Annotated in this window: 19 protein-coding genes; 3 read left to right on the top strand and 16 right to left on the bottom strand. The window is 71.1% G+C overall.

Annotation, left to right across the window (positions count from 1 at the left end; genetic code table 11):
- The 7 genes from AOK17_RS01615 to AOK17_RS01585 all read right to left on the bottom strand — a co-directional run.
- On the bottom strand, positions 1-913 hold a 913-nt coding region (locus AOK17_RS01615; RefSeq protein WP_206190647.1), incomplete at its 3' end, for a purine-cytosine permease family protein.
- Positions 914-1,077: 164 nt separating this feature from the next.
- A complete protein-coding gene (locus AOK17_RS01610; RefSeq protein ID WP_055610418.1) occupies positions 1,078-3,297 on the bottom strand; it encodes an NADP-dependent isocitrate dehydrogenase in 2,220 nt (739 codons plus the stop codon).
- A 121-nt stretch (positions 3,298-3,418) separates the two neighbouring features.
- Complete coding sequence (locus tag AOK17_RS01605) at positions 3,419-4,909, bottom strand: hypothetical protein (protein WP_055610417.1); 1,491 nt, start codon at positions 4,907-4,909, stop codon at positions 3,419-3,421.
- A 285-nt stretch (positions 4,910-5,194) separates the two neighbouring features.
- Positions 5,195-7,576 carry a bifunctional salicylyl-CoA 5-hydroxylase/oxidoreductase gene (locus AOK17_RS01600; protein WP_055610416.1) on the bottom strand — a complete coding sequence of 794 codons (2,382 nt, stop codon included), beginning with the start codon at positions 7,574-7,576 and terminating at the stop codon, positions 5,195-5,197.
- An 11-nt stretch (positions 7,577-7,587) separates the two neighbouring features.
- Positions 7,588-9,294 carry an AMP-binding protein gene (locus AOK17_RS01595; RefSeq protein ID WP_055610415.1) on the bottom strand — a complete coding sequence of 569 codons (1,707 nt, stop codon included), beginning with the start codon at positions 9,292-9,294 and terminating at the stop codon, positions 7,588-7,590.
- A gap of 41 nt (positions 9,295-9,335) precedes the next feature.
- Positions 9,336-10,250 carry an acyl-CoA thioesterase gene (locus tag AOK17_RS01590; RefSeq protein WP_055610414.1) on the bottom strand — a complete coding sequence of 305 codons (915 nt, stop codon included), beginning with the start codon at positions 10,248-10,250 and terminating at the stop codon, positions 9,336-9,338.
- On the bottom strand, positions 10,247-10,729 hold the full coding sequence (locus tag AOK17_RS01585; protein ID WP_055610413.1) for a cupin domain-containing protein: 483 nt from the start codon (positions 10,727-10,729) through the stop codon (positions 10,247-10,249). Before AOK17_RS01585 ends, AOK17_RS01590 begins: the two co-directional genes overlap by 4 nt.
- Before the next feature lie 180 nt (positions 10,730-10,909).
- Between AOK17_RS01585 and AOK17_RS01580 the strand changes: the two genes are divergently transcribed.
- The gene (locus AOK17_RS01580; RefSeq protein ID WP_055610412.1) at positions 10,910-11,329 is read left to right on the top strand and encodes a RidA family protein; all 420 of its coding nucleotides are present in this window, start codon (positions 10,910-10,912) and stop codon (positions 11,327-11,329) included.
- A 97-nt stretch (positions 11,330-11,426) separates the two neighbouring features.
- Here AOK17_RS01580 and AOK17_RS01575 read toward each other — a convergent pair whose 3' ends face one another.
- The 5 genes from AOK17_RS01575 to AOK17_RS01555 form a co-directional block, all read right to left on the bottom strand.
- Positions 11,427-12,629, bottom strand: coding sequence for a hypothetical protein (locus AOK17_RS01575; RefSeq protein WP_107102267.1), 1,203 nt, complete (start codon positions 12,627-12,629; stop codon positions 11,427-11,429).
- A 94-nt stretch (positions 12,630-12,723) separates the two neighbouring features.
- Positions 12,724-13,158, bottom strand: a complete 435-nt coding sequence (locus tag AOK17_RS01570) for a DUF7144 family membrane protein (protein ID WP_055610411.1) — start codon at positions 13,156-13,158, stop codon at positions 12,724-12,726.
- A 52-nt stretch (positions 13,159-13,210) separates the two neighbouring features.
- Positions 13,211-13,675, bottom strand: a complete 465-nt coding sequence (locus tag AOK17_RS01565; RefSeq protein WP_055610410.1) for an SHOCT domain-containing protein — start codon at positions 13,673-13,675, stop codon at positions 13,211-13,213.
- Between the two features lie 105 nt (positions 13,676-13,780).
- On the bottom strand, positions 13,781-15,133 hold the full coding sequence (locus tag AOK17_RS01560) for a hypothetical protein (RefSeq protein WP_055610409.1): 1,353 nt from the start codon (positions 15,131-15,133) through the stop codon (positions 13,781-13,783).
- An 88-nt stretch (positions 15,134-15,221) separates the two neighbouring features.
- Positions 15,222-15,926, bottom strand: coding sequence for an HdeD family acid-resistance protein (locus tag AOK17_RS01555; RefSeq protein ID WP_055610408.1), 705 nt, complete (start codon positions 15,924-15,926; stop codon positions 15,222-15,224).
- Between the two features lie 311 nt (positions 15,927-16,237).
- Between AOK17_RS01555 and AOK17_RS01550 the strand changes: the two genes are divergently transcribed.
- Both AOK17_RS01550 and AOK17_RS01545 read left to right on the top strand, forming a co-directional pair.
- A complete protein-coding gene (locus AOK17_RS01550; RefSeq protein ID WP_055610407.1) occupies positions 16,238-16,735 on the top strand; it encodes an ion channel in 498 nt (165 codons plus the stop codon).
- A 51-nt stretch (positions 16,736-16,786) separates the two neighbouring features.
- Positions 16,787-18,196, top strand: coding sequence for a DUF2252 domain-containing protein (locus AOK17_RS01545; protein WP_055610406.1), 1,410 nt, complete (start codon positions 16,787-16,789; stop codon positions 18,194-18,196).
- Positions 18,197-18,318: 122 nt separating this feature from the next.
- Here the strand turns inward: AOK17_RS01545 and AOK17_RS01540 are convergent, their stop codons facing one another.
- The 4 genes from AOK17_RS01540 to AOK17_RS01525 form a co-directional block, all read right to left on the bottom strand.
- Complete coding sequence (locus tag AOK17_RS01540; protein WP_055610405.1) at positions 18,319-18,516, bottom strand: hypothetical protein; 198 nt, start codon at positions 18,514-18,516, stop codon at positions 18,319-18,321.
- A 183-nt stretch (positions 18,517-18,699) separates the two neighbouring features.
- Positions 18,700-19,218, bottom strand: a complete 519-nt coding sequence (locus AOK17_RS01535) for a hypothetical protein (protein WP_055610404.1) — start codon at positions 19,216-19,218, stop codon at positions 18,700-18,702.
- Between the two features lie 49 nt (positions 19,219-19,267).
- A complete protein-coding gene (locus AOK17_RS01530; protein WP_055610431.1) occupies positions 19,268-20,914 on the bottom strand; it encodes an MFS transporter in 1,647 nt (548 codons plus the stop codon).
- 258 nt (positions 20,915-21,172) lie between these two features.
- Positions 21,173-23,887: a winged helix-turn-helix domain-containing protein gene (locus AOK17_RS01525; RefSeq protein WP_055610430.1), complete on the bottom strand. Its 2,715-nt coding sequence runs from the start codon at positions 23,885-23,887 to the stop codon at positions 21,173-21,175.
- Positions 23,888-24,017: the final 130 nt, after the last annotated feature.

Below are 24,017 nucleotides of genomic sequence, written 5' to 3'. Positions count from 1 at the left end.
CGGCGGCGAAGGGGATCAGGAACCAGGTGGGCAGGATCGTGGTCAGCGCGCCGATCGGGTCGGCCGCGATGGCCGTGTTGAGCGTGGTGGACGATCCGGCGAGGAGCAGGCCGAAGACCAGCAGGAGCAGCGGTGCCACCGAGGCCCCGAAGGTGGTCCAGCCGACCACGCCCCGGCCGGAGGAGTCGCGCGGCAGATAGCGCGAGTAGTCCGCGGCGGCGTTGACCCAGCCGAGGCCGAAGCCGGTCATCATGAAGACCAGCGCGCCGATGAACTCCTGGGCGGAGCCGGACGGTACGGCGCTGACCGCCGACCAGTGGATGTGGTCGGCGACGAGCCCGATGTAGACGACGGTCAGCACGCCGGTGACGACCGTGATCACCGTCTGCAGCCGCATGATCAGGTCGAAGCCCATCACTCCGCCGACCACGACCAGTGCCCCGACGACGATCAGGGCGACCACCTTGGTCCCGGTGCCGCCGCCCCAGCCGAGCCGGTCGAGCACGGTCGCGGTGGCCATCGTCGCCAGGGCCGTGAGCACGGTCTCCCAGCCGACGGTGAGCATCCAGGACACGACCGAGGGCAGCCGGTTGCCGCGTACGCCGTAGGCCGCCCGGCTGAGCACCATCGTCGGCGCGGAACCCCGCTTGCCCGCCACCGCGACGAAGCCGCAGAGCAGGAACGAGAAGACGATCCCGATCACTCCGGCGGCCAGCGCCTGCCAGAACGAGATCCCGAAGCCGAGCGCGAAGGACCCGTAACTCAGGCCGAGGATCGACACGTTGGCGCCGAACCAGGGCCAGAAGAGCGTCCGGGGCGTCCCCTTGCGCTCGGCATCACCGATCACATCGAGGCCGTGCACCTCCACCTGGAGCTGCCGAGTGCCTGATCCTCTGCCGGAGGAGTCCGTCATCTTCGACCTGCCTGTCTGGGGTCGGGAGTTTCGGAGCGGCTACAGGCCCCGCGCCCCAAAGGGGCGCGGGGCTGTATCGATATGCGGCTCCGCCGCGTGGGCGCGACCAGCCACGACGGACCCGCAGACGACAACGGGCCACCAGCGGAGCGCTGAGGCTCAGGTCAGGCCAGCGTGGCCAGCGCCGCGTTCAGCGTCGCGGACGGCCGCATCACGGCCGCCGCCTTGGCCGGGTCGGGCTGGTAGTAGCCGCCGATGTCGGCAGGCGAACCCTGCACCGCGATCAGCTCGTCGACGATCGTCTGCTCCTGAGCGGTCAGCGTCTCGGCGAGCGGGGCGAACGCCTTGGCGAGCGCCGCGTCGTCGGTCTGCCTGGCCAGCTCCTGCGCCCAGTAGAGGGCGAGGTAGAAGTGGCTGCCGCGGTTGTCGATGCCACCGAGACGACGGCTCGGCGACTTGTCGTTCTCCAGGAACGTGGCGGTCGCGCGGTCGAGCGTGTCCGCGAGGACCTGGGCACGCGCGTTGTCCGTGGTCTGCGCGAGGTGCTCGAAGCTGGAGGCCAGCGCAAGGAACTCGCCCAGGCTGTCCCAGCGCAGGTAGTTCTCCTTGACGAGCTGCTGCACGTGCTTCGGCGCGGAGCCGCCGGCGCCCGTCTCGAAGAGGCCGCCGCCGTTCATCAGCGGGACGACCGAGAGCATCTTGGCGCTGGTGCCCAGCTCCAGGATCGGGAACAGGTCGGTCAGGTAGTCGCGCAGGACGTTGCCGGTGACCGAGATGGTGTTCTCGCCGCGGCGGATGCGCTCCACGGAGAGCTTGGTCGCCTCGACCGGGGCCAGGATCCGGATGTCCAGGCCCTCGGTGTCGTGCTCGGGAAGGTACTGCTTGACCTTCTCGATGAGCACGGCGTCGTGGGCGCGGCTCTCGTCCAGCCAGAACACGGCCGGGTCGCCGGTCGCGCGGGCGCGGGTGACGGCGAGCTTGACCCAGTCCTTGATCGGGTCGTCCTTGGTCTGGCAGGCGCGGAAGATGTCGCCGGCGGAGACCGTCTGCTGGATGACGACGTTGCCGGCCTGGTCGACGAGGCGGACCGTGCCGGTGGTCGGGATCTCGAAGGTCTTGTCGTGGCTGCCGTACTCCTCGGCCTTCTGCGCCATCAGACCGACGTTCGGGACCGAGCCCATCGTCGACGGGTCGTAGGCGCCGTTGGCGCGGCAGTCGTCGATGACGACCTGGTAGACGCCGGAGTAGCTGCTGTCCGGGAGGACCGCGAGGGTGTCGGCCTCCCCGCCGTCCGGGCCCCACATGTGGCCGGAGGTGCGGATCATCGCCGGCATCGAGGCGTCGACGATGACGTCCGACGGGACGTGCAGGTTGGTGATGCCCTTGTCGGAGTCGACCATGGCGAGCGCGGGGCCGTCGGCGAGCTCGGCGTCGAAGGACGCCTTGATCTCGTCGCCCTCGGGCAGGGACTCGAGGCCCTTGTAGATGCCGCCCAGACCGTCGTTCGGGGTCAGACCGGCGGCGGCGAGCGTCTCGCCGTACTTCGCGAACGTCTTCGGGAAGAAGGCGCGCACCACGTGACCGAAGACGATCGGGTCGGAGACCTTCATCATCGTGGCCTTGAGGTGCACGGAGAACAGCACGTCCTCGGCCTTGGCGCGGGCGATCTGCGCCGTGAGGAACTCGCGCAGCGCGGCGACGTGCATGACGGACGCGTCGACGACCTCGCCCACGAGGACGGGTACGGACTCGCGCAGGACCGTGGTGGTGCCGTCGTCGCCCACCAGCTCGATGCGCAGGGAACCGGCCTCGGAGATCACCGCGGACTTCTCGGTGGAACGGAAGTCGTCGACGCCCATGGTCGCGACGTTCGTCTTCGACTCGGAGGTCCAGGCACCCATGCGGTGCGGGTGGGCCTTGGCGTAGTTCTTGACCGACGCGGGGGCGCGGCGGTCGGAGTTGCCCTCGCGCAGCACCGGGTTCACGGCGCTGCCCTTGACCTTGTCGTAACGGGCGCGGATGTCGCGCTCCTCGTCGGTCTTCGGGTCGTCCGGGTAGGCGGGCAGCGCGTAGCCCTGCGCCTGCAGCTCGACGACCGCGGCCTTCAGCTGCGGGATCGACGCCGAGACGTTCGGCAGCTTGATGATGTTGGCCTCGGGCGTCTTGGCCTGGTCACCGAGCTCGGAGAGGGCGTCGGGGATGCGCTGGCCCTCCTCCAGGAACTCGGGGAAGAGGGCGATGATGCGTCCGGCCAGCGAGATGTCACGGGTTTCCACAGTGACACCGGCCTGCGACGCGTACGCCTGGACCACCGGCAAGAACGAATAGGTCGCCAGGGCCGGGGCCTCGTCAGTGTGCGTATAGATGATGGTCGAGTCAGTCACCGGGTGCTCCGCTCCACGTCTGCAACATTGCTCGACATCAAGATATCTCCTGATCGGTCCTGACCGGACAGGAGGCCGCACAAGTACGTCACAGTCCGGCCGGAGGCCGTCCGCGGCGGGCTCAGCGCGCGGCGGGCGCGACGTGGAGGAGCAGGCCGGCGACGCGGTGCCGTTCCCAGGTCCGCGCGAATTCGGGCGGTTCCCCCTTCGACGTCGTGAGGGCGGCGACCGGCAGCCGCTCGGCGGCCCCGACGATGTCCGCCGCGGTGGTGTTGGCGTTGTGCCCCTGCGTCTGGACGGAGCGGCAGCCCGTGTAGAAGGCGATCGGGATGGCGAGGTGCCCGGTCAGCAGACACGGCGGCCGTACGCCGAGACGGTGCAGCTCGGCCGCCGTGCGCGCCCAGTCGCGGTGCGAGGCGGTGGTGCGGTCCACCGTGCGGGTCAGCACCGTGTACTGGACCGCCAGATGCCCGGCGAGACCGAGCGCCACCAGGGCCGCGGCCACCGGTCGCCGTTTGCGGATCGACGCCGTGACGAGATGGATGAGCGCGTCGGCGACCGGGATGACCAGCAGCGCGTAGTAGGGGAGCAGGAAGCGCGGCGCGGCGTATCCGATCATGAAGAGATACGGGATGCCCGCCGCCGTGGCGCAGGCCAGGGGCAGGAGGGTGCCCGCCGTACGCCGGGCCCTGACCGCGACCACCAGCCCGACGGCGGCGAGCAGCGGCAGGACGAACCACCAGACGATCATCTGGGTGGCCGGAATCGACCCGTCGCACGGGCGGCACAGGCTGCGTCCGCCCAGGGTGCGCAGCTGGTCCAGGACGGCGATGTTCCAGCCGAGCCCGCCCTGGATTCCGGAGGCGTCGGCGAGCCGCTCGCTCAGGCCGCCGAAACCGACGTACGCCTCGACGACCCACTGCGCCGCCCCGGTCGCCAGCCCTACGAGCAGCGCCGCCAACAGCCGCGGCCGTCTCCAGCGAGATGGACACACCAGCACGGCGAACAACGGAAGGGTGACCCAGACGGCGTCGGTGGGCCGCATCCACGCCATCAGCGCCGCGCTCGCGCCCACTCCCCACAGGGCCGCCCGGTCGCTCGGGTCGGCCTGGGCGCGCAGGAAGTAGCCGACACCCGCCAGGGCACCGATCGCGACCCAGTAGTTGGGCATGGCCTGCGGGCCGTAGAACACGGTCACCCACAGCGTGGCGAACAGGGCACCGCCGGCGCCGAGCACCCGGGCGGGGAAGAGGCCCCGCCAGGCACGCAGGGCCAGGTAGAGGCCGAGCCCGGACAGCAGGGCCAGATAGACCCGCAGCAGTTCCGTGGACGACGACCACGAGGCGATCGGCGCGACCAGCAACGGGACACCGCGGGCGCGCGGGGCGCTGAAGAACGCCGCCGGGGTGTGGCCGCCGACCTGACTGACGTACACCGTCTCGTCCCAGCCGAGGCCCATCCCGGGGCGTACGAGCGCCAGTTGGGCCAGCGTGAAGGCGACCGCGACCGCTGCCGGCCAGGCCCTGCCTGCGGTGCGTGGGTCGACGCGGGCGGTCCGCGTCGATCCGTGGCGCTCGGCCGGGACGAGCGTGTCGTTCAAGGTCTTGGCCATCGCCCACCCTTCGTCCCCGCGCGGGCGCGGGGCCTCTTCCGTCTCCGCCGAGGCAGGCAGGACGAAAGGTGTGATCCGGTGAAAACATGGCCAAATTAACGCGTGATCTTCGAGGGCGCAGTGCGGCGGGAGGGAGGCGTTCCGCTGTCCGGAGCAACGCTCCGGCCCGAACCACGGCCCTCGGACCTGACGCACGAGAGCCGTGCGGCGCGCTCATCGGCTGCGCCGCACGGCTCTTTGCATGGGTCTCACTGCTCGGGTTTCGGAGGGGTGGCCTCCGTCGGCTCAGGTGACCGTCGCCGGCTCGCGGGGCGGGGTCCAGCGCAGGTGGACGTTCTGGTCGGAATCGTCGGCGCGCAGCAGCGAGAGGCGGGGGCGTACGGCGTCGGTGCGCGAGGTGGGGGGCTTGCGGCTGCCGGCCCGGTACTGGACCGGCCACTCGCTCGCGGTGCCCCGGTAGTCCTGTTCGGCCGCCGCGTGCAGCGTCCACTGCGGGTCGTAGAGGTGGGTGCGGCCGAGCGCGCACAGGTCGGCGCGGCCAGCCAGGAGGATCGAGTTCACGTCGTCGTAGGACGCGATCGCCCCGACCGCGATGACGGCGGTGCCGGTCGCGGCGGTGACCTCGTGACGGATCCGGTCCGCGAACGGGGTCTGGTACGAGCGGCCGTACGCGGGGTCCTCGTCCCTGGTGACCTGTCCCGAGGAGACGTCGATGGCGTCCGCGCCATGGGCGACGAAGGCGCGGGCGATGCCGACCGCGTCGTGCTCGGTGTTGCCGTCCGGCACCCAGTCGGTCGCGGAGATGCGCACGATCATCGGCCGCCCGGCCGGCCAGACGGCCCGGACCGCGTCGAAGACCTCCAGGGGAAACCGCAGCCGGTTCTGCAGCGAACCGCCGTACTCGTCGGTGCGGTGGTTGGCGACCGGCGAGAGGAAGGAGGACAGCAAGTAGCCGTGCGCGCAGTGCAGTTCGAGCAGGTCGAAGCCCGCCTCCGCGCCGCGGCGGGCGGCTGCGACGAAGTCGGCGATGATCCGGTCCATGTCGGCACGCGTGACCTCGCGCGGGACGGCCGACCCGGGTCCGTACGGAAGTGGCGACGGACCCACGGTCTCCCAGTTGCCGTCCGGCAGCGGATCGTCCATGCCCTCCCACATCAGCCGGGTGGAGCCCTTGCGGCCCGAGTGGCCGAGCTGCAGGCCGATGCGGGCGGTGCTGCGGTCGTGGACGAAGGACACGATCCGCGCCCAGGAGTCACGCTGTTCCTCGGTCCACAGCCCCGTGCAGCCGGGGGTGATGCGGGCATCGGGCGAGACGCAGACCATCTCCGTCATCACCAGCCCGGCCCCGCCCATGGCCTTGGAGCCGAGGTGGACGAGATGGAAGTCGCCGGGCACGCCGTCGACGGCGGAGTACATGTCCATCGGGGAGACGATCACCCGGTTCTTCAGCTCCAGCTCCCCGAGCCTGAACGGCTGGAACATCGCCGGCGCGACCTCGTCGAGGCCTTGCGACGTGGCGAAGGCTGCGTCGACGCGGTCGGCGAACTCCTGGTCACGGGTGCGCAGGTTGTCGTAGGTGATGCGGCGCGAGCGCGTGAGCAGGTTGAAGCAGAACTGGGTCGGCTCCTGGTGGACGTACATGCCGATGTTCTCGAACCACTCCAGGGACGCCTGCGCGGCCCGTTGCGTGGACTCGACGACCGGGCGCCGCTCCGCCTCGTATGCGGTCAACGCCCTCTCGATGTCCGGGTGTTCATGCAGACAGGCGGCGAGGGCGAGGGAGTCCTCCATGGCCAGCTTGGTGCCCGACCCGATCGAGAAGTGCGCGGTGTGCGCGGCGTCGCCGACGAGGACGAGGTTGTCGTGGTGCCACCGCTCGTTGCGCACGGTGGTGAAGTTGAGCCACTTCGAGTTGTTGGCGAACACCTGGTGGCCGGCGAGTTCCTCGGCGAAGAGTCCGCGCACGCGCTCCACGGCCCGCTCGTCGGAGGCGCCCGGCGGGAACTCGGTCTCCTCGGTGTCGTCGAAGCCGGCCCGCCGCCAGACGTCCTCGTGCATCTCGACGATGAAGGTGGAGCCGCTCTCGGAGTAGGGGTAGCCGTGGACCTGCATGGTCCCCCACTCCGTCTGCCTGACGAAGAACTGGAAGGCCTCGAAGACCCGGTCCGTGCCGAGCCACATGTATCTGTTGTGCCGCCGGTCCAGCGAGGGGCGGAAGACGTCCGCGCGGGCCGCCCTGACCTGGGAGTTGAGGCCGTCGGCCCCCACCACCAGGTCGTACGAGGCACTCAGTTCGTCCACCGGAGGGGCGAGCGTCGAGTAGTGCACGGAGACACCGAGTTTGCGGCAACGTTCCTGCAGCAGCCGGAGCAGGTCCTTGCGGCTCATCGCGGCGAAGCCCTGGCCGCCGATGGTGTGGCTCCGGCCGCGGTAGTGGATGTCGATGTCGGTCCAGCGGGCGAACCGCCGTGCCATGGCGTCGGCGAACTCCGGGTCGGCGTTCTCGATGCCGCCGAGCGTCTCGTCGGAGAAGACGACACCGAAGCCGAACGTGTCGTCGGGGGCGTTGCGTTCCCAGACGGTGATCTCGTGTGCCGGGTCGAGCTGTTTCATGAGAGCAGCGAAGTAGAGGCCGCCGGGGCCACCGCCAACGATCGCGATCTTCACGGGAGTTCCTCTCACTGCTCGACGGCGGCCGTGGCGGCCTGCTCGTCCTCGACGATCCTGCGGAGCGCGAACCGCTGCAGCTTCCCGCTGGCGTTGCGGGGCAGCGCGTCGCAGAACCGCACGTCACGCGGGTACTTGTAGGGAGCGATGACCTGTTTGACGTGGTCCTGGATCTCCCTGGCCTTGGCGGCGTCGCCAGGCACACCCTCCCGGAGCACGACGAACGCGCAGACCACGAAGCCGCGTTGGGTGTCGGGCTTGCCGACGACGGCGGACTCCAGCACATCGGGGTGGGTGTCCACGGCGGCCTCGACCTCGGGTCCGCCGATGTTGTAGCCCGAGGAGACGATCATGCTGTCGCCGCGGGCGTGGTAGTGGAAGTAGCCGTCCTCGTCCCGGTGGAAGACGTCACCGGTGACGTTCCAGCCGTCCACGGTGTAGTCCTTCTGGCGTTCGTCGTCGAGGTAGCGGCAGCCGACCGGGCCGATGACGCCGAGCCGCCCCGGCTCGCCCGGTCCGAGCTCCGAGCCGTCCGGGCCGAGGATCGTGGCGCGGTAGCCCGGCACCGGCTTCCCGGTGGCTCCGGGCCTGATGTCGTCACCTGCGGCGGAGAGAAAGATGTGCAGCAGTTCGGTGGCGCCGATCCCGTCGACGATCCGGAGTCCGAGCCGGTCCCTCAGCTGCTCCCACACCGCCTTGGGTATGTGTTCGCCGGCCGACACCCCGACCCGCAGCCCGGCGAGCCGCTGTTCCTGCCCCTCCCGCAGGATCGCCTGGTACGCCGTGGGGGCCGTCGCAAGCACGGTGACGCCCAACTCATCGACGTACTGGGCGAGTTGAAGCGGAGTGGCAGCCTCGGTCAGCAGGGCGCAGGCACCGGCCCGCAGCGGGAAGACGACCAGCATGCCGAGGCCGAAGGTGAAGGCGAAGGGAGCGCTGCAGGCGACCAGGTCGTCGGGGAGCAGGCCCAGCACATGGCGGCCGAAGGTGTTGTCGATGGACAGGATGTCGCGGTGGAAGTGCATGGTGATCTTCGGGACGCCGGTGCTGCCGGACGTCGGCGCGAGGAGCGCCACGTCGTCGGCGGCGGTGTCCACGGTGGTGAACTCGCCGGACTTGGTCCCGGCCCGCGCCACGAGGTCGTCCGGGCCGGTGCCGCCGAACTCCACGACCGTCAGCGTCGGCGCCGCGGCGTCCCGGTCGGCATGGGCGTCCTGCGCCTCCCGGACGGCGTGCACGTCCTCGGCGAACCGCTGGTCCACCAGCGCGACGGACGGGCGCGTGCGCTCGACGATCGGGGCGATCTCGCGGGCGCGCAGCGCGGCCATGACGGTGACGACCACTCCCCCGGCCTTGAGTACGCCGAGCCAACTCGCCACGGCCCAGGGGTTGTTGGGAGACCGCAGCAGGACCCGCTGTCCGGGGACCAGCCCCAGGTCCTCGGTGAGCACCTGGGCGACCTGGTTGGCCCGGGTCCGCAGCTCGCCGTAGGACCAGGCCTCCCCGGCCGGTGTACGCAGCGCCGGACGGTCGGCCCCGAACGTCGATACGGGGATGTCGATGAGCTCGGCGGCGGCGTTGAGCCGGTCCGGGTACCGCAGCTCCGGTGTGCTGAACTCGATCGTCGGCAACAGGTGCGCGGGAGGCAGGTGATCGCGCGTGAAGGTGTCCAGGTGCGCGGAGATCGCGGATATCGGGAGAGGCGACGGAGGAGTCAACGCGGGAGTCCTTCCGGGAGCCCACCGGTGGAGGCGGCGGGTCAGGTGGGGCGGATCATGCCCTCCTGGACGACGGTGGCCAGGTGACGGTGGTCGCGGGTGAAGAAGCGACCCGAGCCGAGACCGCGGCCCGCCTCGGCGGCACCGGCTTCCTGGAGGTAGAGGAGCCAGTCGCCGACGGGTTCGGGGCGGTGGAACCACATGGCGTGGTCGAGGCTGGCGGTGACGAGCCCGGGTTTGGCCCAGGGCAGGTCGAGTACGCGCAGCACGGGTTCGAGGATCGTGTAGTCGCAGACGTACGCCAGCGCGGCCAGGTCCCGTTGGGCGTCGGTGAGCCCCTCTACGGACCTGAGCGGGTCGAACGGCTTGAGCCACACGGCCTGTTGGGGGACCTGCTTGCCCTCGACGGTGAGGTAGACCGGGCCGGGCACGTGCCGCATGTCGAAGCCCCGGCCGCCGGACCAGTAGGCCTTCGACTCCTCGGTCATGGAACCGCCGCCGAGCCCGGCGAGATACGCCGCCGAGCTGGGCAGTTCCTCGGGGTCGGGCAAGTCCTCGGCGAGTTCGGGGAGTTCGGCCTCGAAGGTCTGGCCGGGCTCCCCCGCGGCGAAGTTGGCCAGGCAGACGTAGAGGGTCTTGCCGTTCTGGTAGCCGCGCACCTGCCTGGTGCTGTAGCCGCGGCCGTCGCGCAGCACCTCCACCTCGTAGCGCACGCTCGCCCCGATGTCGGCCGGGCGCAGGAAGTAACTGTGCATGGAGTGCAGGGACTTGCCGTCGGTGACCGACCGCATGGCCGCGGCTGCGGCCTGGGCGACCAGGTCTCCGCCGTACGCCTTGGGCCACGGACAGGGCTGGGTGACGGCGGTGAAGGCGAGGTCGAAGTGCTCGGGCTCGGCCGGTGTCAGCGTGACGGCCGCGGTGAAGATCTCCGAGGTGGGCGGTGTCCCGGTCGTCATCGGTCCAGCCAATCCCGCAGATCGGCGTCCGCGATGTCGGGCAGATTGACCACGATGTTCTCCGGCGTCCGGGTGGTCATCCACGTCAGCGGCTTGTTGCGCGAGAGGTTGCACTCGATGTGCGGCATGAACGGCGGCACGAAGACCCAGTCGCCCTCCCCCATGTCGACGTAGTCCTCGAACTTCTCGCCGAAGTAGATGCGGGCCCGCCCCGACAGGACGTAGCCGCCCGTCTCCGCCTCGCCATGGTGGTGGGTGACCGAGCGGTAGCCGGGTTCGTTGCTGACCTTGCCGAACCAGAGCCGCCGCGCCGGGGTGTGCTGGGCACTGACGCCCGAGACCCGAACGGCCCCGCCGGAGTCCGCGGTGTTCCCGCTCTCGGAACCGGCACGGGTCACCACGGGCGCGACGAGCCCGCTGGGCAGCCGGTACATCGAGTTGTCGCCCTCGAGGCGGTACTTGCTGAGGTCGGGCTCCATGGAGAGGGCTCCGTTTCAGTCGTGACGGCTCGGACGACTTCGGTTCGAACGGCTTCGGTTCAAACGGCTTCAGTCCCGTTCGCGCTATCTCGTTTTTTTCACGACCGTCATTTACTGTCAATACATGCCACTGTACAAATCGTCGGATCGGACCGCGACCGACCTCGAACCGGAGGCCGTATGAAGCACATCCCCGTGAACCCGGCTGCCCTGCCCACGCCCAGTGGCTACTCCCACGGAACCCTGGCGGGGAACACACTGCATCTCGGCGGGCAGACGGCCCTCGACGCCGATATGAAGATCGTTCCTGGCGGCATCGTCGAGCAGTTCCGCCAGGCGTTCGGCAACGTCCTGACGACACTCCGGGAGGCGGGCGGCCTGCCGGAAGACCTGGTGAGCGTGACGATCTACCTCACCGACATCCCCGATTACCAGGCGCACGGCAAGGAGATCGGCAGGGTCTGGCGCGAGCTGGCCGGGCCCGTGTACCCGGCGATGGCCGGCATCGGCTGCACCGCCCTCTGGCAGCCCGAGGCGCTGATCGAGATCCTCGGCGTGGCCGTGATCCCGGAGGAACGGCTCGTTCGACCGAGTCGGTGAACAGGGACCGGTCGGACAGCCGCACGACTGAGGCCTCGGTGGCCGCCCCTCCGTCGGGGTGGCCACCGAGGCCTCAGGTCGATCGCAGGACGCCCGGTCAGTTCCCGGGGGCGGCCTTCCGCAGGGCCGTGATGCACATGCCGACGGCCTGCTGGAGTTCCTCCAGGCGCTGGAGCATATCGTCCTCGTAGATGGTGTCGAGGTCGTCCACGTCGTCGAAGGTCAGCTCCTCGAAGACCTTCGTCGCCTTCTGCAGGCTGCTGTAGAACTTCGTCCGGCGCTCCTGGAGACGGAGCTCGGGGTTGGCCTGGACGGTCTGGGCGACGAGGTCCTTCACCGTGTCGTAGGCATCGGTGGCCCACTCGCCGGTGTCCTCGTCCTCGTCGAGCTCGTCGATGAGGGACAGGTGGCGCTCGGCCTCGGCACGGAGTTCGGCGGGAGCGTCGATCGTCTGCCCGGCGGGGGTCTTGACCTGGCCGTTCTCGACGATCTGGCGGACATAGCCGATCCGGCTGGCCGCCTGCGTCTCGGTGGCGACCGCCTTCTTCAGATCGTCGGTACGGGCGATGTCGCGCGCCAACTCGGTCTGCAGGGAAGGGTCTTCCTTGAGCCGGTCCAGGAGCGCGGCCCGGGCCGCCTTGGCGGTGGAGGGGTCGGCGAGGATCGCGGCGCGCAGCGCGGTGGGGTTCTCCGCGACCTCCAGGGCCTTGGTCGGGCGGATGCCCTCGGCCTCGGCAGCCGCGGCGATCGCGGTGCCACGGTCGGAGGCGGCGCTGGAACGGGAGATGTAGTACGAGTGCCACACGTCGGAGTCCGGCAGCTCCACGTCCTGGCCCGGGGCCAGCGCCTCGAAGTACGGGACGAGCCCGTCGTCGGCCGCCTTGTCCCAGGCCTTGTAGTAGCGCATGACCCGCTCCGGCGAGCACCCGGCCAGCTCGGCGAACTCCTTCGCGGAGATCTTCGCCGTCTCCCCCGCGGCCTCCCCGCCGGGCCGCACGCTGCGGGCGACCTTCAGAGCGAACGCCCAGCCGCCGGCCCTGACGTACGCCCCGAAGTCCCGGGCGTCCTGCGCCACCACGTCGTTCGCGGCGCTCTGTGCCACCACGTCGGTCGAAGTGCCCTCTGGCACCACGTCGGCCGCGGTGGCCTGCGCCACGATGCCGTGCGCGGAGCCGGCCGGACCTCCGTCGTCCGGCGCTCCGGGCTCCTCCCAGAAGGCCTCGTCCGCCGGCGTTCCTTCTCCGGGTGTCTCGTCGGCGGACTGGGCGGCCGGTGCGGGCTGAGCGATCTCCACGGTCACTGAGCGACTCTCCTGGGGAAGGTGGTACGGGCTGCAACGGACAGAGCGTGCAGCCTATATGAGCCTGCTCATGACGCTTTGAACCCTGACGGACTCAGGAACGGTCGAACTCGCCGGAGTCGTCCTTCCGGACCACGCACAGCGCCCAGATGATGAACCCCGAGAAGGCGATCATCACGATCGACCAGACCGGAGAGTACGGCAGGGAGAGGAAGTTGGCGATGATGATGAATCCGGCGATGGTGACGCCAGCGACCCGCGCCCACAACGACGCCTGGAAGAGTCCCATGCTGACCACCACGGCGACGGCGCCCAGGATGAGGTGGATCCATCCCCAGCCGGTGAGGTCGTACGCGAAGACGTAGTCGCGTGTCGTGACGAAGACGTCGTCCTCGGCGATCCCCATGATGCCCCGGAAGATGTCCAGTACGCCTGCGATCATGAGCATGACGGCTGCGAATACCGTCAAGCCCTCGGCCCACGGCCGATGGGCCGTCTGCGAGTGGTGTCCTGTGTGTGTGGCGGTCATCGTGCTGCCTCGATTCAGTCTCGTGCGGTGCCCCCGACCAGTGCGAGTGCCGTCAGCTGCCGGCGGCGGTGCTGCCCGCTCGTTCCGACGGGCCGTGGCCGCTCAGGACCAGGTCCTTCGCCCTGCGGAACTCCTCGTCCGTGATGTCGCCACGGCCGCGGATCTCGGACAGCTTGGCGAGTTCGTCGACGCTGCTGGGCCTGGCGTCGCCGCCCTTGGCGGTCTCCCGGACGTAGCTCGCGAAGGCCTCCTGCTGTGCGCGTGCCTGCGCGGCTTCCCGGCGGCCCATGTTCTTGCCACGGGCGATCACGTAGACGAAGACACCCAGGAAGGGCAGGAGGATGGTGAACACCAGCCAGCCGGCCTTGGCCCAACCGCTCATCCTGTCGTCACGGAAGATGTCGACGACGATCCGGAAGAGCAGAACGAACCACATGATCCACAGGAAGAACACCAGCATGGACCAGAAGACGCTCAGCAGGGGATAGTCGTACGCGAGGTACGTCGACCCGCTCATCTCTTTCCTCCGTCCCGGGCGTTCGCCCGCCGACCGTTGTCTGTCGCCTCCAGCCTGCCCACGGCCACGGCCGGGCGGCTTCACCCGAGGCGGGTGAGGCAGGGTTCACGGGTTCGCCCGCCCCGGTTCCACGTCGGCCGGGGCGGTTTCTGCCGTGGCGGCGAGCACCGCCACCAGGGCCAGGGCGAACAGGACCAGGCCGAGGACAAGCACCACCCCACCGACCGTGGGGTGGTTCCAGAGCACGAGTGCCAGGGCGCCCGCCCCGATCGTGATTCCGGCGGCCCACGAGCGGTGCTCGGCCAGTCGGCCTCCCATGGAGCCGGTGCGCAGCCCGGCGCGGCTCAGCGCCCGGCCGGCTGCCGTGGCGCCCCGCTGGGCCGCGGCACGCACGCCGCGTGCCGCCCGCCCGGGTCCGTACAGATAGGCACTCAGCGCCGTGATCAGGGAGACGACGAGGAGCGTGCGCGTGCTCTCCCGCAGGAAGCGGATGAAGGTGTCGAAGATCGCCGCGGCGGCGTCGGTGGACTGCGCCCCCGGGGGAATCCCGTCCAGGTAGACACGTCGTACGACCGCCAGTGCGACGAGCAGGACAACCATCATGAGGCCGACACCGAGGGCCGTGACCAGCAGCATCACCCGGTGTCCGGGCGCGGTCCACACGGCGAGGGCGGCGAGGGCGACGGTCAGTACCGGCACCCACGTACCCATGATGTCCAGCAGCCGCACGGCGTCCTGTGCCTTGCCCAGCTGCTCGGTCTCGAAGAGCGTGACGGTGCGGTCGGTGTCCGGGATGAGGGCGGCCTTCTCGAAGCCCTGGTCGACGAGGCGCTGCCGCACCTGGTCGACCACGGACCCGATGTCCAGTTCGACGGCCTCGCCCGTCGCGCGCAGGGCGCCTTCCCGCTCTCCGGTGAGCATGTTCAGCACCGCCGCGTGAGCCCGTCGGTTGGCACCTTCCCAGGCCTGCTGGAAGGCGTCGCTCGTGATCACACGGCTGACGTTCCGGTGAACGACGGTCTGCACCGCGGAGCGCAGCGGCGCGGCGAGGTTCTCGGACGCGTCCACCACCCGGGGTGGCGCCCCGGTGTCCGCGAGGGCCTTCGTGAGCGAGGCCGTCACCGCCTCGACGTCGACGTTGCGCACCACGCGGTTGGTCAGCCGGTCGATCACGGTCTTGCGGACCGCCGGATCGGAAGCCAGCGGCGCGACGGTCTGCACATACCGGTCGGTGTCGGAGACGGTGTCCTGGACCCAGGCCGCGACGACGGCCAAGGGCGCGAGCAGGAGGGTGAGAACCAGCAGGACCGAGGCGCCGACACGGCGCAGGCGCCGGTGGCGTACCCCCGTCGCCCGGCGCAGCCGCTCGTACTCCGTACGTTCCGCGGCGGTCAGGGCGTGACCGGACTCCTCGCCTTTGCCTGAGGGGGACGGTCCGGAGGCCTTGTCCGAGGCCATGGCTCCTCCTTGGTCGCGGGTGACGCCCATGAGGCCCGGCCGCTTCGCGCGGGGCCTCAGGCGGTCCGGGGCGGGGTCGACCGGCGCCTCAGGCGGTCCGGGAGGGGTCGTGCGACCCCGTGATGCCGGCCCTGCGGAGGGCGGCGCGCCAGGCGAGGGCGAGGGCCACCTCGGCCACGCCGAGCAGGACGAGCCACAGTCCGAGCAGGCGGGTCAGCGCCCGGGCGGACTCGGAGGGCAGGGCCAGCACCACGATCCCCGCGACGATGCCGATCACCGCGATGCCGAGGACGAAGCCCCGGTGGGGCAGGTCCCGGGCGGCGAGGGCCGTGTAGAGGGTGAGAATGCCGGACACCACCCAGACGATCCCGACGATCAGTGAGAGCGCGGCGATGGTCTGCAGCGGGTTCCTGAGGCACAGCACCCCGCCGAGGACGTACAGCACGGCGAGGAGCAGGCCGGGCAGCCGTTCGCCGTGCTCCTCCCGGGCGAAGGTCTCGACGAACCGGAACGCCCCGGTCACGAGCAGATACAGGCCGAGGAGGACCGCCACCACGTGCAGGGTCCCGTCCGGCCAGACGAGGATCAGGATGCCCGGCACCAGCGTGGCGATCGCGGAGCCCAGGACCCAGGTCCAGGAGCGTCCGAGTTTCGCCAGGACCGCCGCGGGGTCGGCAGCGGGGACGGGGTCGGCCCCGTAGGGCATGCGGTCCGGCCCGTCGGACGAATGGGCCGGTCCGTCGGGGGTGTGTGCCGGTCCGGTGCCCGTTGCGGGATCACGCGACACGGTCATGGCTCCTCCTCGCGCGATCGAGAGGCTCGCTCCCGGACCGCCGACGAGGCGGCACACGGGGATCGCAGGCCCAGCGTCCCGCCCCTCGTCGGCCACCGGGTCACCCCCGGCGGGTGATCCGTGCGGGCCGCCGGAGCGATGAGGTGGGCGTGGGAGGACGCGCGCCGGGCTGCGGCGCGCAGGACGAGAGACACGAGATGAATGATCGAGCGGCTGCCCGGAACGATCCCGTGGCCGCCCCGACGGAGTCCGCCCGGTCCGGGCGGGCGGCGTACCGGAGACGACCGGGTCCGGGGTGGCGGGAGACAGCCGTGCCCGTCGCGCGGGCCGTGGGACTCACGGCGGGTCTCGTCACCGCGTACTACCTGCTGCCCCTGGACGGGCGCGGCACGGCCCGTACCGCGACGCTGCTCACCTGCGGCCTGCTGGCGGTCGTCCTGGTCTTCCTGTGGGAGGTGCGGGCCATCGTGCGCTCGCCCTCGCCCCGTCTGAAGGCCGTCGAGGCACTGACCGCCACGCTGGCGCTGTATCTGGTGCTGTTCGCCTGCGTCTACTACCTGATGGGGCGTTCCTCCCCGGGCACCTTCAGCGAACCGCTGACCAGGACCGACGCGCTGTACTTCACCCTGACCACGTTCACCACCGTCGGGTTCGGCGACATCGTGGCCCGGTCCCAGACGGGACGCGTGGTGACGATGCTCCAGATGGCCGGCGGACTGATGCTCGTGGGCGTCGCCGCCCGGGTGCTCGCGGGGGCGGTCCGGGCGGGTCTGCGGAGGCAGGGCCGGGAGCCACCGCCGGAGGAGTAGGCCCCCGGCACGGGAACAGCGCACAGGAACAGCGCACAGGAGGTGTGAGTCATGGCCGTACCGAGCGCATTCACAGCGTCCCTGACACCGGCCGAACGGGCCGCGTACGGAAAGGACGCGCGTACGCGCGCCTCGCGTTCGTGCCACGGCTGGTTCGAGGCAGGGAAGGAACGGCCCGACCCCATCGGGGTGATAGAGCGTCAATCGGCCACCCGGCTGCCCGAGTTGGTGCCCATCCGCTACGGCCGCATGCTCGAATCCCCGTTCCGCTTCTACCGGGGTGCGGCGTCGATCATGGCGACGGACCTCGGCCCCGCCCCGAACACCGGCCTGACCGCTCAGCTCTGCGGGGACGCCCACCTGCTCAACTTCCGGCTGCTGGCCTCGCCCGAACGCCATCTCGTCTTCGACATCAACGACTTCGACGAGACCCTCGCCGGACCGTTCGAATGGGACGTGAAGCGACTGGCGGCGAGCTTCGCGATCGCCGGCCGGGCCAACGGCTTCTCGGTCAAGGAACAGAACGGCGCGGTACGGGCCTGCGTGCGGGCCTACCGGCAGCGGATGCGGACATTCGCCGGGATGGGCACCCTGGACATCTGGTACGCCCAGGACGACGCCGACCGGCTGCGGGAACTGCAGGCCTCGTCGATGGACAAGGAGACCAGGCGCCGTACCGCCGAGGCGACGACACGAGCCCGTACGCGCACCCAGCTCCAGGCCTTCGCGAAACTCACCCGGATCACGGCCGAGGGCCGGCGGATCACACCGGACCCGCCGCTGATCACCCCGTTCCAGGACCTGCTGGCGGACTCCTCCGAGGGCGACGAGGAGAAGGAGCTCCAGATCGTCCTGGACGGGTACAAGCGGACCCTGTCCTCCGAGCGCCGGCACCTGCTGCGCCACTACCACCTGGCCGACATGGCCCGGAAGGTGGTGGGCGTCGGCAGTGTCGGTACGCGCTGCTGGATCGTGCTCCTCCTCGGCAGGGACGACTCCGACCCGCTGCTGCTGCAGGCCAAGGAGGCGCAGGAGTCGGTCCTCGCCGCCCACACGGGCGGCGACCGCTACGACAACCAGGGCCGCCGGGTGGTGGCCGGACAGCGGCTGATCCAGACGACCAGTGACATCTTCCTGGGCTGGACCCATGTCGTGGGCCTCGACGGACGCGAGCGCGACTTCTACGTACGCCAGCTCAAGGACTGGAAGGGCATCGCGCGGCCGGAGACCATGGAGCCCGGGATGCTGCGGATGTTCGCGCAGCTCTGCGGGGCCAGTCTGGCGCGGGCCCACGCCCGCTCGGGCGATCCGGTGGCCATCGCCGCCTACCTGGGCGGAAGCGACCGCTTCGACCGCGCGCTCGCCGAGTTCGCCCAGGCCTACGCCGACCAGAACGAGCGGGACTTCGAGGCGCTCGGCGCCGCCGTCGCGTCCGGCCGGGTCCGGGCGGAAAGCCTGTGACCGCTGCTCGGGCGGATCGCTGTACGAGCGCGCGTGCGGATCGTCGTACGCGCGCTCGCGCTCGTGCGGATCGCCGTACGCCGCCGGCCCGCGCCGATCGTCGTACGCGGCCGGAAGCCGTGTCACTCCGGCAGCTGGCGCATCTCCAGGACCCGTAGTCCCAGCGAGCGGCAGCGGGCCAGCAGGCCGTACAGGTGGGCCTCGTCGATCACGGAGCCGTACAGGACTGTGTGTCCGGACATCATCACGTGATCCAGCTCCGGGAAGGCACTCGTCAGCGTCTCCGACATGTGTCCGTCGACGCGGATCTCGTAGCGCATGAGCTGCTCTCCCGCGGGTGGCCTGGGACAGGCGGACTGCGGACCTACGGTGCGATCCTCCGCCTCGGCGGACCGCCCGGCCTCACCCCGTAGAGGTGATACGCCGCCCGGCACGCGGTTCACCTGCGTCGATGGTTCTGGGGCGAGGCTTCCCGCGTCGACACCGGCAGCGCGTCATCGCCGTCAATGCGTCAGGTAGATCTTGAACGCGATGATCAGCAGCCCGAGCAGCAGGTTCACCGTCGCGGTGGTGGCCACCAGGCGCCAGGAGGCCCCGGCCCGCCGTGCAGCCGCCGCCGACCAGCCCACCTGGCCCGCCACGGCGATCGCGAGGGCCAGCCACAGGGAGCCCGACAGGTCGAGGCCCAGGAGGGGGCTGACGGCGAGGGCGACGGCAGGAGGGACGGCGGCCTTGACGATCGGCCACTCGTCACGGCACACCCGCAGCACGATCGCGCGGTCCAGGCTCAGTTCCGCCAAGCGCGCCCCGAACAGGTGGGCGTGCACATGCGCTATCCAGAACGCCACGCCGGTGAGCAGGAGCAGCAGCACCAGTTCCAGGCGCGGGAACTCGCCCAGGGACCCGGCCCCGACGATCACGGAGGCGGCGAGCATGGATCCGTAGACGCCACCGGTGTAGTCGGCGTGGGCCCCGCGCTCGGCGCTGTGCGATCGGGCCGCGGTGTGCTCGGCCTCGGACATCGCGGCCTCCCTCGAAGTCAGCCGGCCGGAGCCGGCCGGAGCCGATCGGTCAGTCGGCCGCGCCGGTCGAGCGGGTCGAGCCGATCGCCCCGGTGGGCGCGCCGGTGTCGGGTTGCTTCGGACGGCCGGCTCCTCGGGTCGGCAGATGGGGCGTGACCAGGAAGCTGGCGAGGGTGATTCCGCCGGTGGCGAGGATCGCCGCCTTCAGGCCGTCGAGCTGCGCCGAGGCGTATGAGTCGGTGACGGCGTCGACCTCGGAGGGCGGGAACCCGGCACGTTCGGCCGCCGAGCGCACCTGGTCGGTGGGCACGAACGTGATCCCGGCTTCGAGGGCGACTCCGGTCTGCTGTCGGGCCTGCTGCGACAGCTGCGGGTTCTCGTCGACCTGCTTGGTGAAGGCGTGGGCCAGGGCGCCGATGAGCAGCGATCCGATGAGCGCGGTGCCCAGGGCGGAACCCAGGTTCTGGGCGGTGAACTGCAGTCCGCCGGCCTCGCTGCGTTCCTCCTCGCCCACGCTGGACTGGACGACGTTGCCCAGCTGCGAGGCGAGCAGGCCCATGCCCACGCCGAGCACGGCCATGGCTCCGGCGAACTGCGCGTCGTCGATGACGGGATCGATGGTGGCCAGCAGCCACACGATGGCGCCGGTGAGGGTCAGCAGGGCCAGCCGGACCACCCGGCGCGGTCCTGCCCTCCGCCCCAGCCGGGCGGCGATCATGGACGCGGCGAGCATGGTGACGGACACCGGGAGTAGCCGCAGACCTGTCTGGAAGGCGTTGAACCCCTGCACCACCTGCAGATACAGCGGGATGGTGAAGAACAGCCCCAGCAGGATGAGGTTCTGGCTCACCAGTGTCATCAGGCCGGATCGCAGCGCGGGCTTGCGCAGCAGGGGCAGATGTACGAGGGGCTCGGCGCCGCTCGCCTCCCGCCGTTTCTCCCAGTGATGGAAGCAGGCCAGCACGGCGATCCCCGCGGCGACGACGAACAGCGTCGGCGCGAAGCCGAAGATGGTGAAGGGCGGGTTGCGGGGCTGCACCCATCCCCAGGAGCCGCTCTGCAGCACGCCGAGGACGCCGAGCGCGAGCCCGGTCGCCGAGAGTGCGGCGCCGACCCCGTCCAGGCGGGGGCTCGGACCGGTCCTGGGCTCTTCCGTGATCGCCCGGTGGAAGCAGAGCACGATCAGGACGACCACGACCTCACCGGCGAACACCAGCCGCCAGGTGAGGTACGTCGTCACCCAGCCGCCCAGCAGCGGGCCGACCGCGATGCCGGCTCCGGCGAGTCCGCCGATGACGCCGTACGCGACGGCCCGGTCCCGGCCTCGGTAGGCCTCGGCCACCAGGGCCGCCATGGCGGGCAGCACCAGCGCGGCGCCGAGTCCTTCGATGACCGACCAGCCCAGCGCGAGCACCCACAGGGTCGGGGCCGCGGCGGTCAGGGCCGAGCCCGTGGCGTAGACGACGAGCCCGAACAGGAACAGGCGACGGCGTCCGAAGATGTCTCCGAGCCGGCCGCCAATGATCATGAAAGCGGCCATGACCAGCGCGTACAGCGTGATGACGGCCTGGATCGCGGTGACCTCGGTGTCGAAGTCCTCCACCAGCTGACTGATGGACACGTTCATGACGGAGGTGTCCAGGACCATCAGGAACTGGGCCGTGCCCAGGACCATCAGCGCCCGCCAGTGCCTCAAGGTGCCCACCTCGCCGAGTCGCCCCGGGGCCCGGCGGAGTCCACCGGGCGGCGGCCGACCGATCGATGCCCTGCCGCCACCCCCATCGCACCCGAAGAACCCGCCCCGCGCCTCACCCCGCACGGGCGAGCCGGACACCCCGCGAAAGCCCCCGGTCGGGCAGGGATCCCCGGTTGCGCAGGGGTCCTCGGTTGAGCAGGGGTCCTCGGCCGGGCAAGGGTCCCCGGCCCGGCAGGCCGCGAAGACGCAGCCGCGTGCTCACAGCAGCCGCAGCTCGCGTGCGCGGTGCACCGCGTCGTGGCGCCGGTTCACCGACAGCTTCCGGTAGACGCTCTTGAGGTGGGTCTTGACCGTGTTCACCGATACGTACAGATCGGCGGCGATCTCCTCCGTCGACATCATCTGGGCGAGCCGTTCCAGTACGTCGTGCTCGCGCCCGCTCAGCTCCTCCACGACCGGTGGCGGCGGCTGGTCTCCAGGGTGGGCCCGCGGCGCGGCGCACGGCGGCGGTCCGGGGGTGAGCCAGCCCTCGGCCAGCCCGCGCAGCGGCGCCATGCCCAGCAGGGGCCGGATCCACGGTCCGGCTTCGAGGAAGGGGCGCCGCAGCCGTTCGCGCCGGGCCTCGTGGAGGGCGTGGGCGACGAGTCTGCGCGCGGTGGCGGAGTCCCCCGCGCGGTCCGCGGCCTCGGCCCGCACCAGCGAGGCCCGGACGGTCACCGCGGGACCCGTACGGCGCTCGGCACCGGTACCGCCCTCGGGGCGCACTCGGTCGAGCAGGCCGAGCGCCTCGGTGGGCCGGCCCGCGGCGAGCTGGGCCCGTGCCGCTCCCACGACACACGTCGGCTGGTCGCCGGGCACCCCTTGCAGCAGCTCGGCGGCGGTCTCCGGCCGGCCCTCCGCCAGATGCACGGCTGAGGCGGCCAGCGCCTTGTGCGCCTCCGACCAGGGTGAAGCCACGTCGGCGGAGACGGCCGGTTCCGCCGCTTCGAGCGCGGCGTGCGTCTCGCCGCGGGCCAGAAGCAGCCGCGCGGTGGCGAGGGCGCGCCCCGCCCGCATCACGGGGTCCCGCATCGCGTGATGGGAGTCGGCCGCCGCGTCGAGGAAAGCCTGGGCCCGGTCGAGTTCGTTGCGGTCGACGGCCACGGCGGCCAGGACGAGCAGCTCGATGCCGGAACCGGACTCCTCCCTCAGACTGAACCGCTCGGTCTCGCTGACCGCCGCCAGGGCCTTGCGCTCCGCCTTGCCGGGCCAGCCGTTCAGATAGTAGATCAGGGCCAGATGGCCGAGGGACTCCTCGCGCGGAAGCGCCGTCGAGGCTCCCTCGGAGCAGGCGACGGCCGTACTCAGGGCGGCACGTGCGTCCTCGTAGCTCCCGGCCCACAGCCGCGTCGAGCCGAGATGGGTGGACAGGAGGGCGGCGAGTTCGGGATGCGCGTCCAGGAGCTGGGCGGGCACCTCCTGCTGAAGTTCCGCGGCCGTCTCCGCTGCCGTCTCCGCCCTTGCGGGGGAACCGGTCAGCCGGCCTGCCAGGGCTTCCAGCAGGGCATGGCTCAGCCGGGCCGCCGCGAGTCCGGGAGGGCTCTCCCCGGCCGGTGTCCGGTCCTCCTCCGCCAGGCTCCGCTCGGCGTGCCGCAGGTGGGCCAGGCCATGGTCGAGGTTGCTCCGGGCCAGCTCACGGGCCGCCCGGACGAGATCCGTGGCGGGGCTCGTGGCCTCGGGACCCATCCCCGAGAACAGCTCGGCCAGATGGTCCGAGCGGAGACCGGTGAAGAGCTGGCCGATGGCGAGGTCGTCGACGAGGGCACCGGCGGTGAACTCCCAGTCGCCCGCGGCGGCACCGTGGCCGAGCGTCTCCGCGAGGGATCCGGAGTCCCTCAGCCAGGTCGCGGCCCGTCGGTGGAGGTCGGGCTCCAGACCGGGAGAGCGCATCCGCAGATGGGCGTGGAGGATCTCACCGAACAGTGGGTGGAGCCGGTACCGGTCGTGCCCGAGGTACTCGACGAACGCGTTCTCGCGGTGCAGCCCGGCCAGGACGGACTCGGCGTCGGTTCGCCCGGTCAGCGCGTTCGCCAGCTCGGGGCCGAAGCGGTCGAGGACGCTGACCCGCAGCAGGAGGTCCTGCGCCTCGGGGGTCTGCCGCTTGAGCACCTCCGCCAGCAGGAAGTCGGCCACCGTGGTGCGGTCGACCTCGAACTCCTTGAGATACGTCTCCGGATCCGGGCTCTCCTGCGCGGCCAGGGCACACAGCCGCAGTCCGGCGGCCCATCCCCGGGTGCGCTCCACGAGCGACCGCGCGGCGGACACCGGAACGCGCAGCCCGTGCAGCTCCAGCAGCGCGGTCGCCTCCTCGGGGGTGAAGGCCAGCTCCGCGGCCCTGATCTCGGTCATGTCGCCGACCGCCCGGTAGCGGTGCAGCGGCAGCAGGGGCTCGGTGCGGGTGACGAGGATCAGGCGCATGCCCCGTCCCGCGTGGTGCAGGACGAACTCCAGCTGCTCCGCGATCTCCGGCGCCGTCACACGGTCGTACTCGTCGAGCACCACGATCACCGGCCGGTCGCGGTCGCTCAGGCCCGCGGCGAGTCGCGTCAGCAGCGTCTGGTCCACGCGGCTCGCGTCGGCCGGGGAACCGACCTCGGCGGGCGGGGACACGCCGGAGGCGCTCAGGGCCTGGAGGAAGTACGCCCAGAACATGCCGCAGCCCTGGGCCGCGGCGTCATTGGTGAGCCAGGCGACGGACCGGTCCTCGCGTGCGGCCCAGTCGGCGGCCAGCAGGGTCTTGCCCGCGCCCGCGGCCCCGCTGACCACGGTCAACGGCGTCCGCAGAGCCTGGTCGAGGTGCCTGACCAGCCGCTCCCGCCGCAGGAAGGTCGCGGGACGTGCCGGTATCGCGAACCGCGTGTGCAGGAACGGGTCTCCTCGGGGATCGGCACACGACGTGGTCGGTTCCGGACCGTTCTCCTCAAGCCCAGCCATGGCGCTCACCACCACTGCTCGTCAGGTCATGGGCAGCGCTCCCCCTCAGCATCCCGCGGTTTCTCCGCATGTGCGCGCCAAACAGACGCCGGCGGCTTCTCCGGGGGCGGCGACAGCGTCCGCCGCCGAG

The sequence above is a fragment of the Streptomyces phaeochromogenes genome (assembly GCF_001418655.1).
Classification (GTDB): Bacteria; Actinomycetota; Actinomycetes; order Streptomycetales; family Streptomycetaceae; genus Streptomyces; species Streptomyces phaeochromogenes.
The sequence above is the reverse complement of the archived record's forward strand: the minus strand, read 5'-3'. Positions and strand labels throughout refer to the sequence as shown.

Excerpts from the sequence above, each read along its gene's own strand:
- AOK17_RS01605 (WP_055610417.1), bottom strand. The coding sequence starts at position 4,909 with ATGGCCAAGACCTTGAACGACACGCTCGTCCCGGCCGAGCGCCACGGA.
- AOK17_RS01590 (WP_055610414.1), bottom strand. The coding sequence starts at position 10,250 with ATGACGACCGGGACACCGCCCACCTCGGAGATCTTCACCGCGGCCGTC.
- AOK17_RS01585 (WP_055610413.1), bottom strand. The coding sequence starts at position 10,729 with ATGGAGCCCGACCTCAGCAAGTACCGCCTCGAGGGCGACAACTCGATG.
- AOK17_RS01580 (WP_055610412.1), top strand. The coding sequence starts at position 10,910 with ATGAAGCACATCCCCGTGAACCCGGCTGCCCTGCCCACGCCCAGTGGC.
- AOK17_RS01570 (WP_055610411.1), bottom strand. The coding sequence starts at position 13,158 with ATGACCGCCACACACACAGGACACCACTCGCAGACGGCCCATCGGCCG.
- AOK17_RS01565 (WP_055610410.1), bottom strand. The coding sequence starts at position 13,675 with ATGAGCGGGTCGACGTACCTCGCGTACGACTATCCCCTGCTGAGCGTC.
- AOK17_RS01560 (WP_055610409.1), bottom strand. The coding sequence starts at position 15,133 with ATGGCCTCGGACAAGGCCTCCGGACCGTCCCCCTCAGGCAAAGGCGAG.
- AOK17_RS01555 (WP_055610408.1), bottom strand. The coding sequence starts at position 15,926 with ATGACCGTGTCGCGTGATCCCGCAACGGGCACCGGACCGGCACACACC.
- AOK17_RS01545 (WP_055610406.1), top strand. The coding sequence starts at position 16,787 with ATGGCCGTACCGAGCGCATTCACAGCGTCCCTGACACCGGCCGAACGG.
- AOK17_RS01540 (WP_055610405.1), bottom strand. The coding sequence starts at position 18,516 with ATGCGCTACGAGATCCGCGTCGACGGACACATGTCGGAGACGCTGACG.
- AOK17_RS01535 (WP_055610404.1), bottom strand. The coding sequence starts at position 19,218 with ATGTCCGAGGCCGAGCACACCGCGGCCCGATCGCACAGCGCCGAGCGC.
- AOK17_RS01525 (WP_055610430.1), bottom strand. The coding sequence starts at position 23,887 with ATGGCTGGGCTTGAGGAGAACGGTCCGGAACCGACCACGTCGTGTGCC.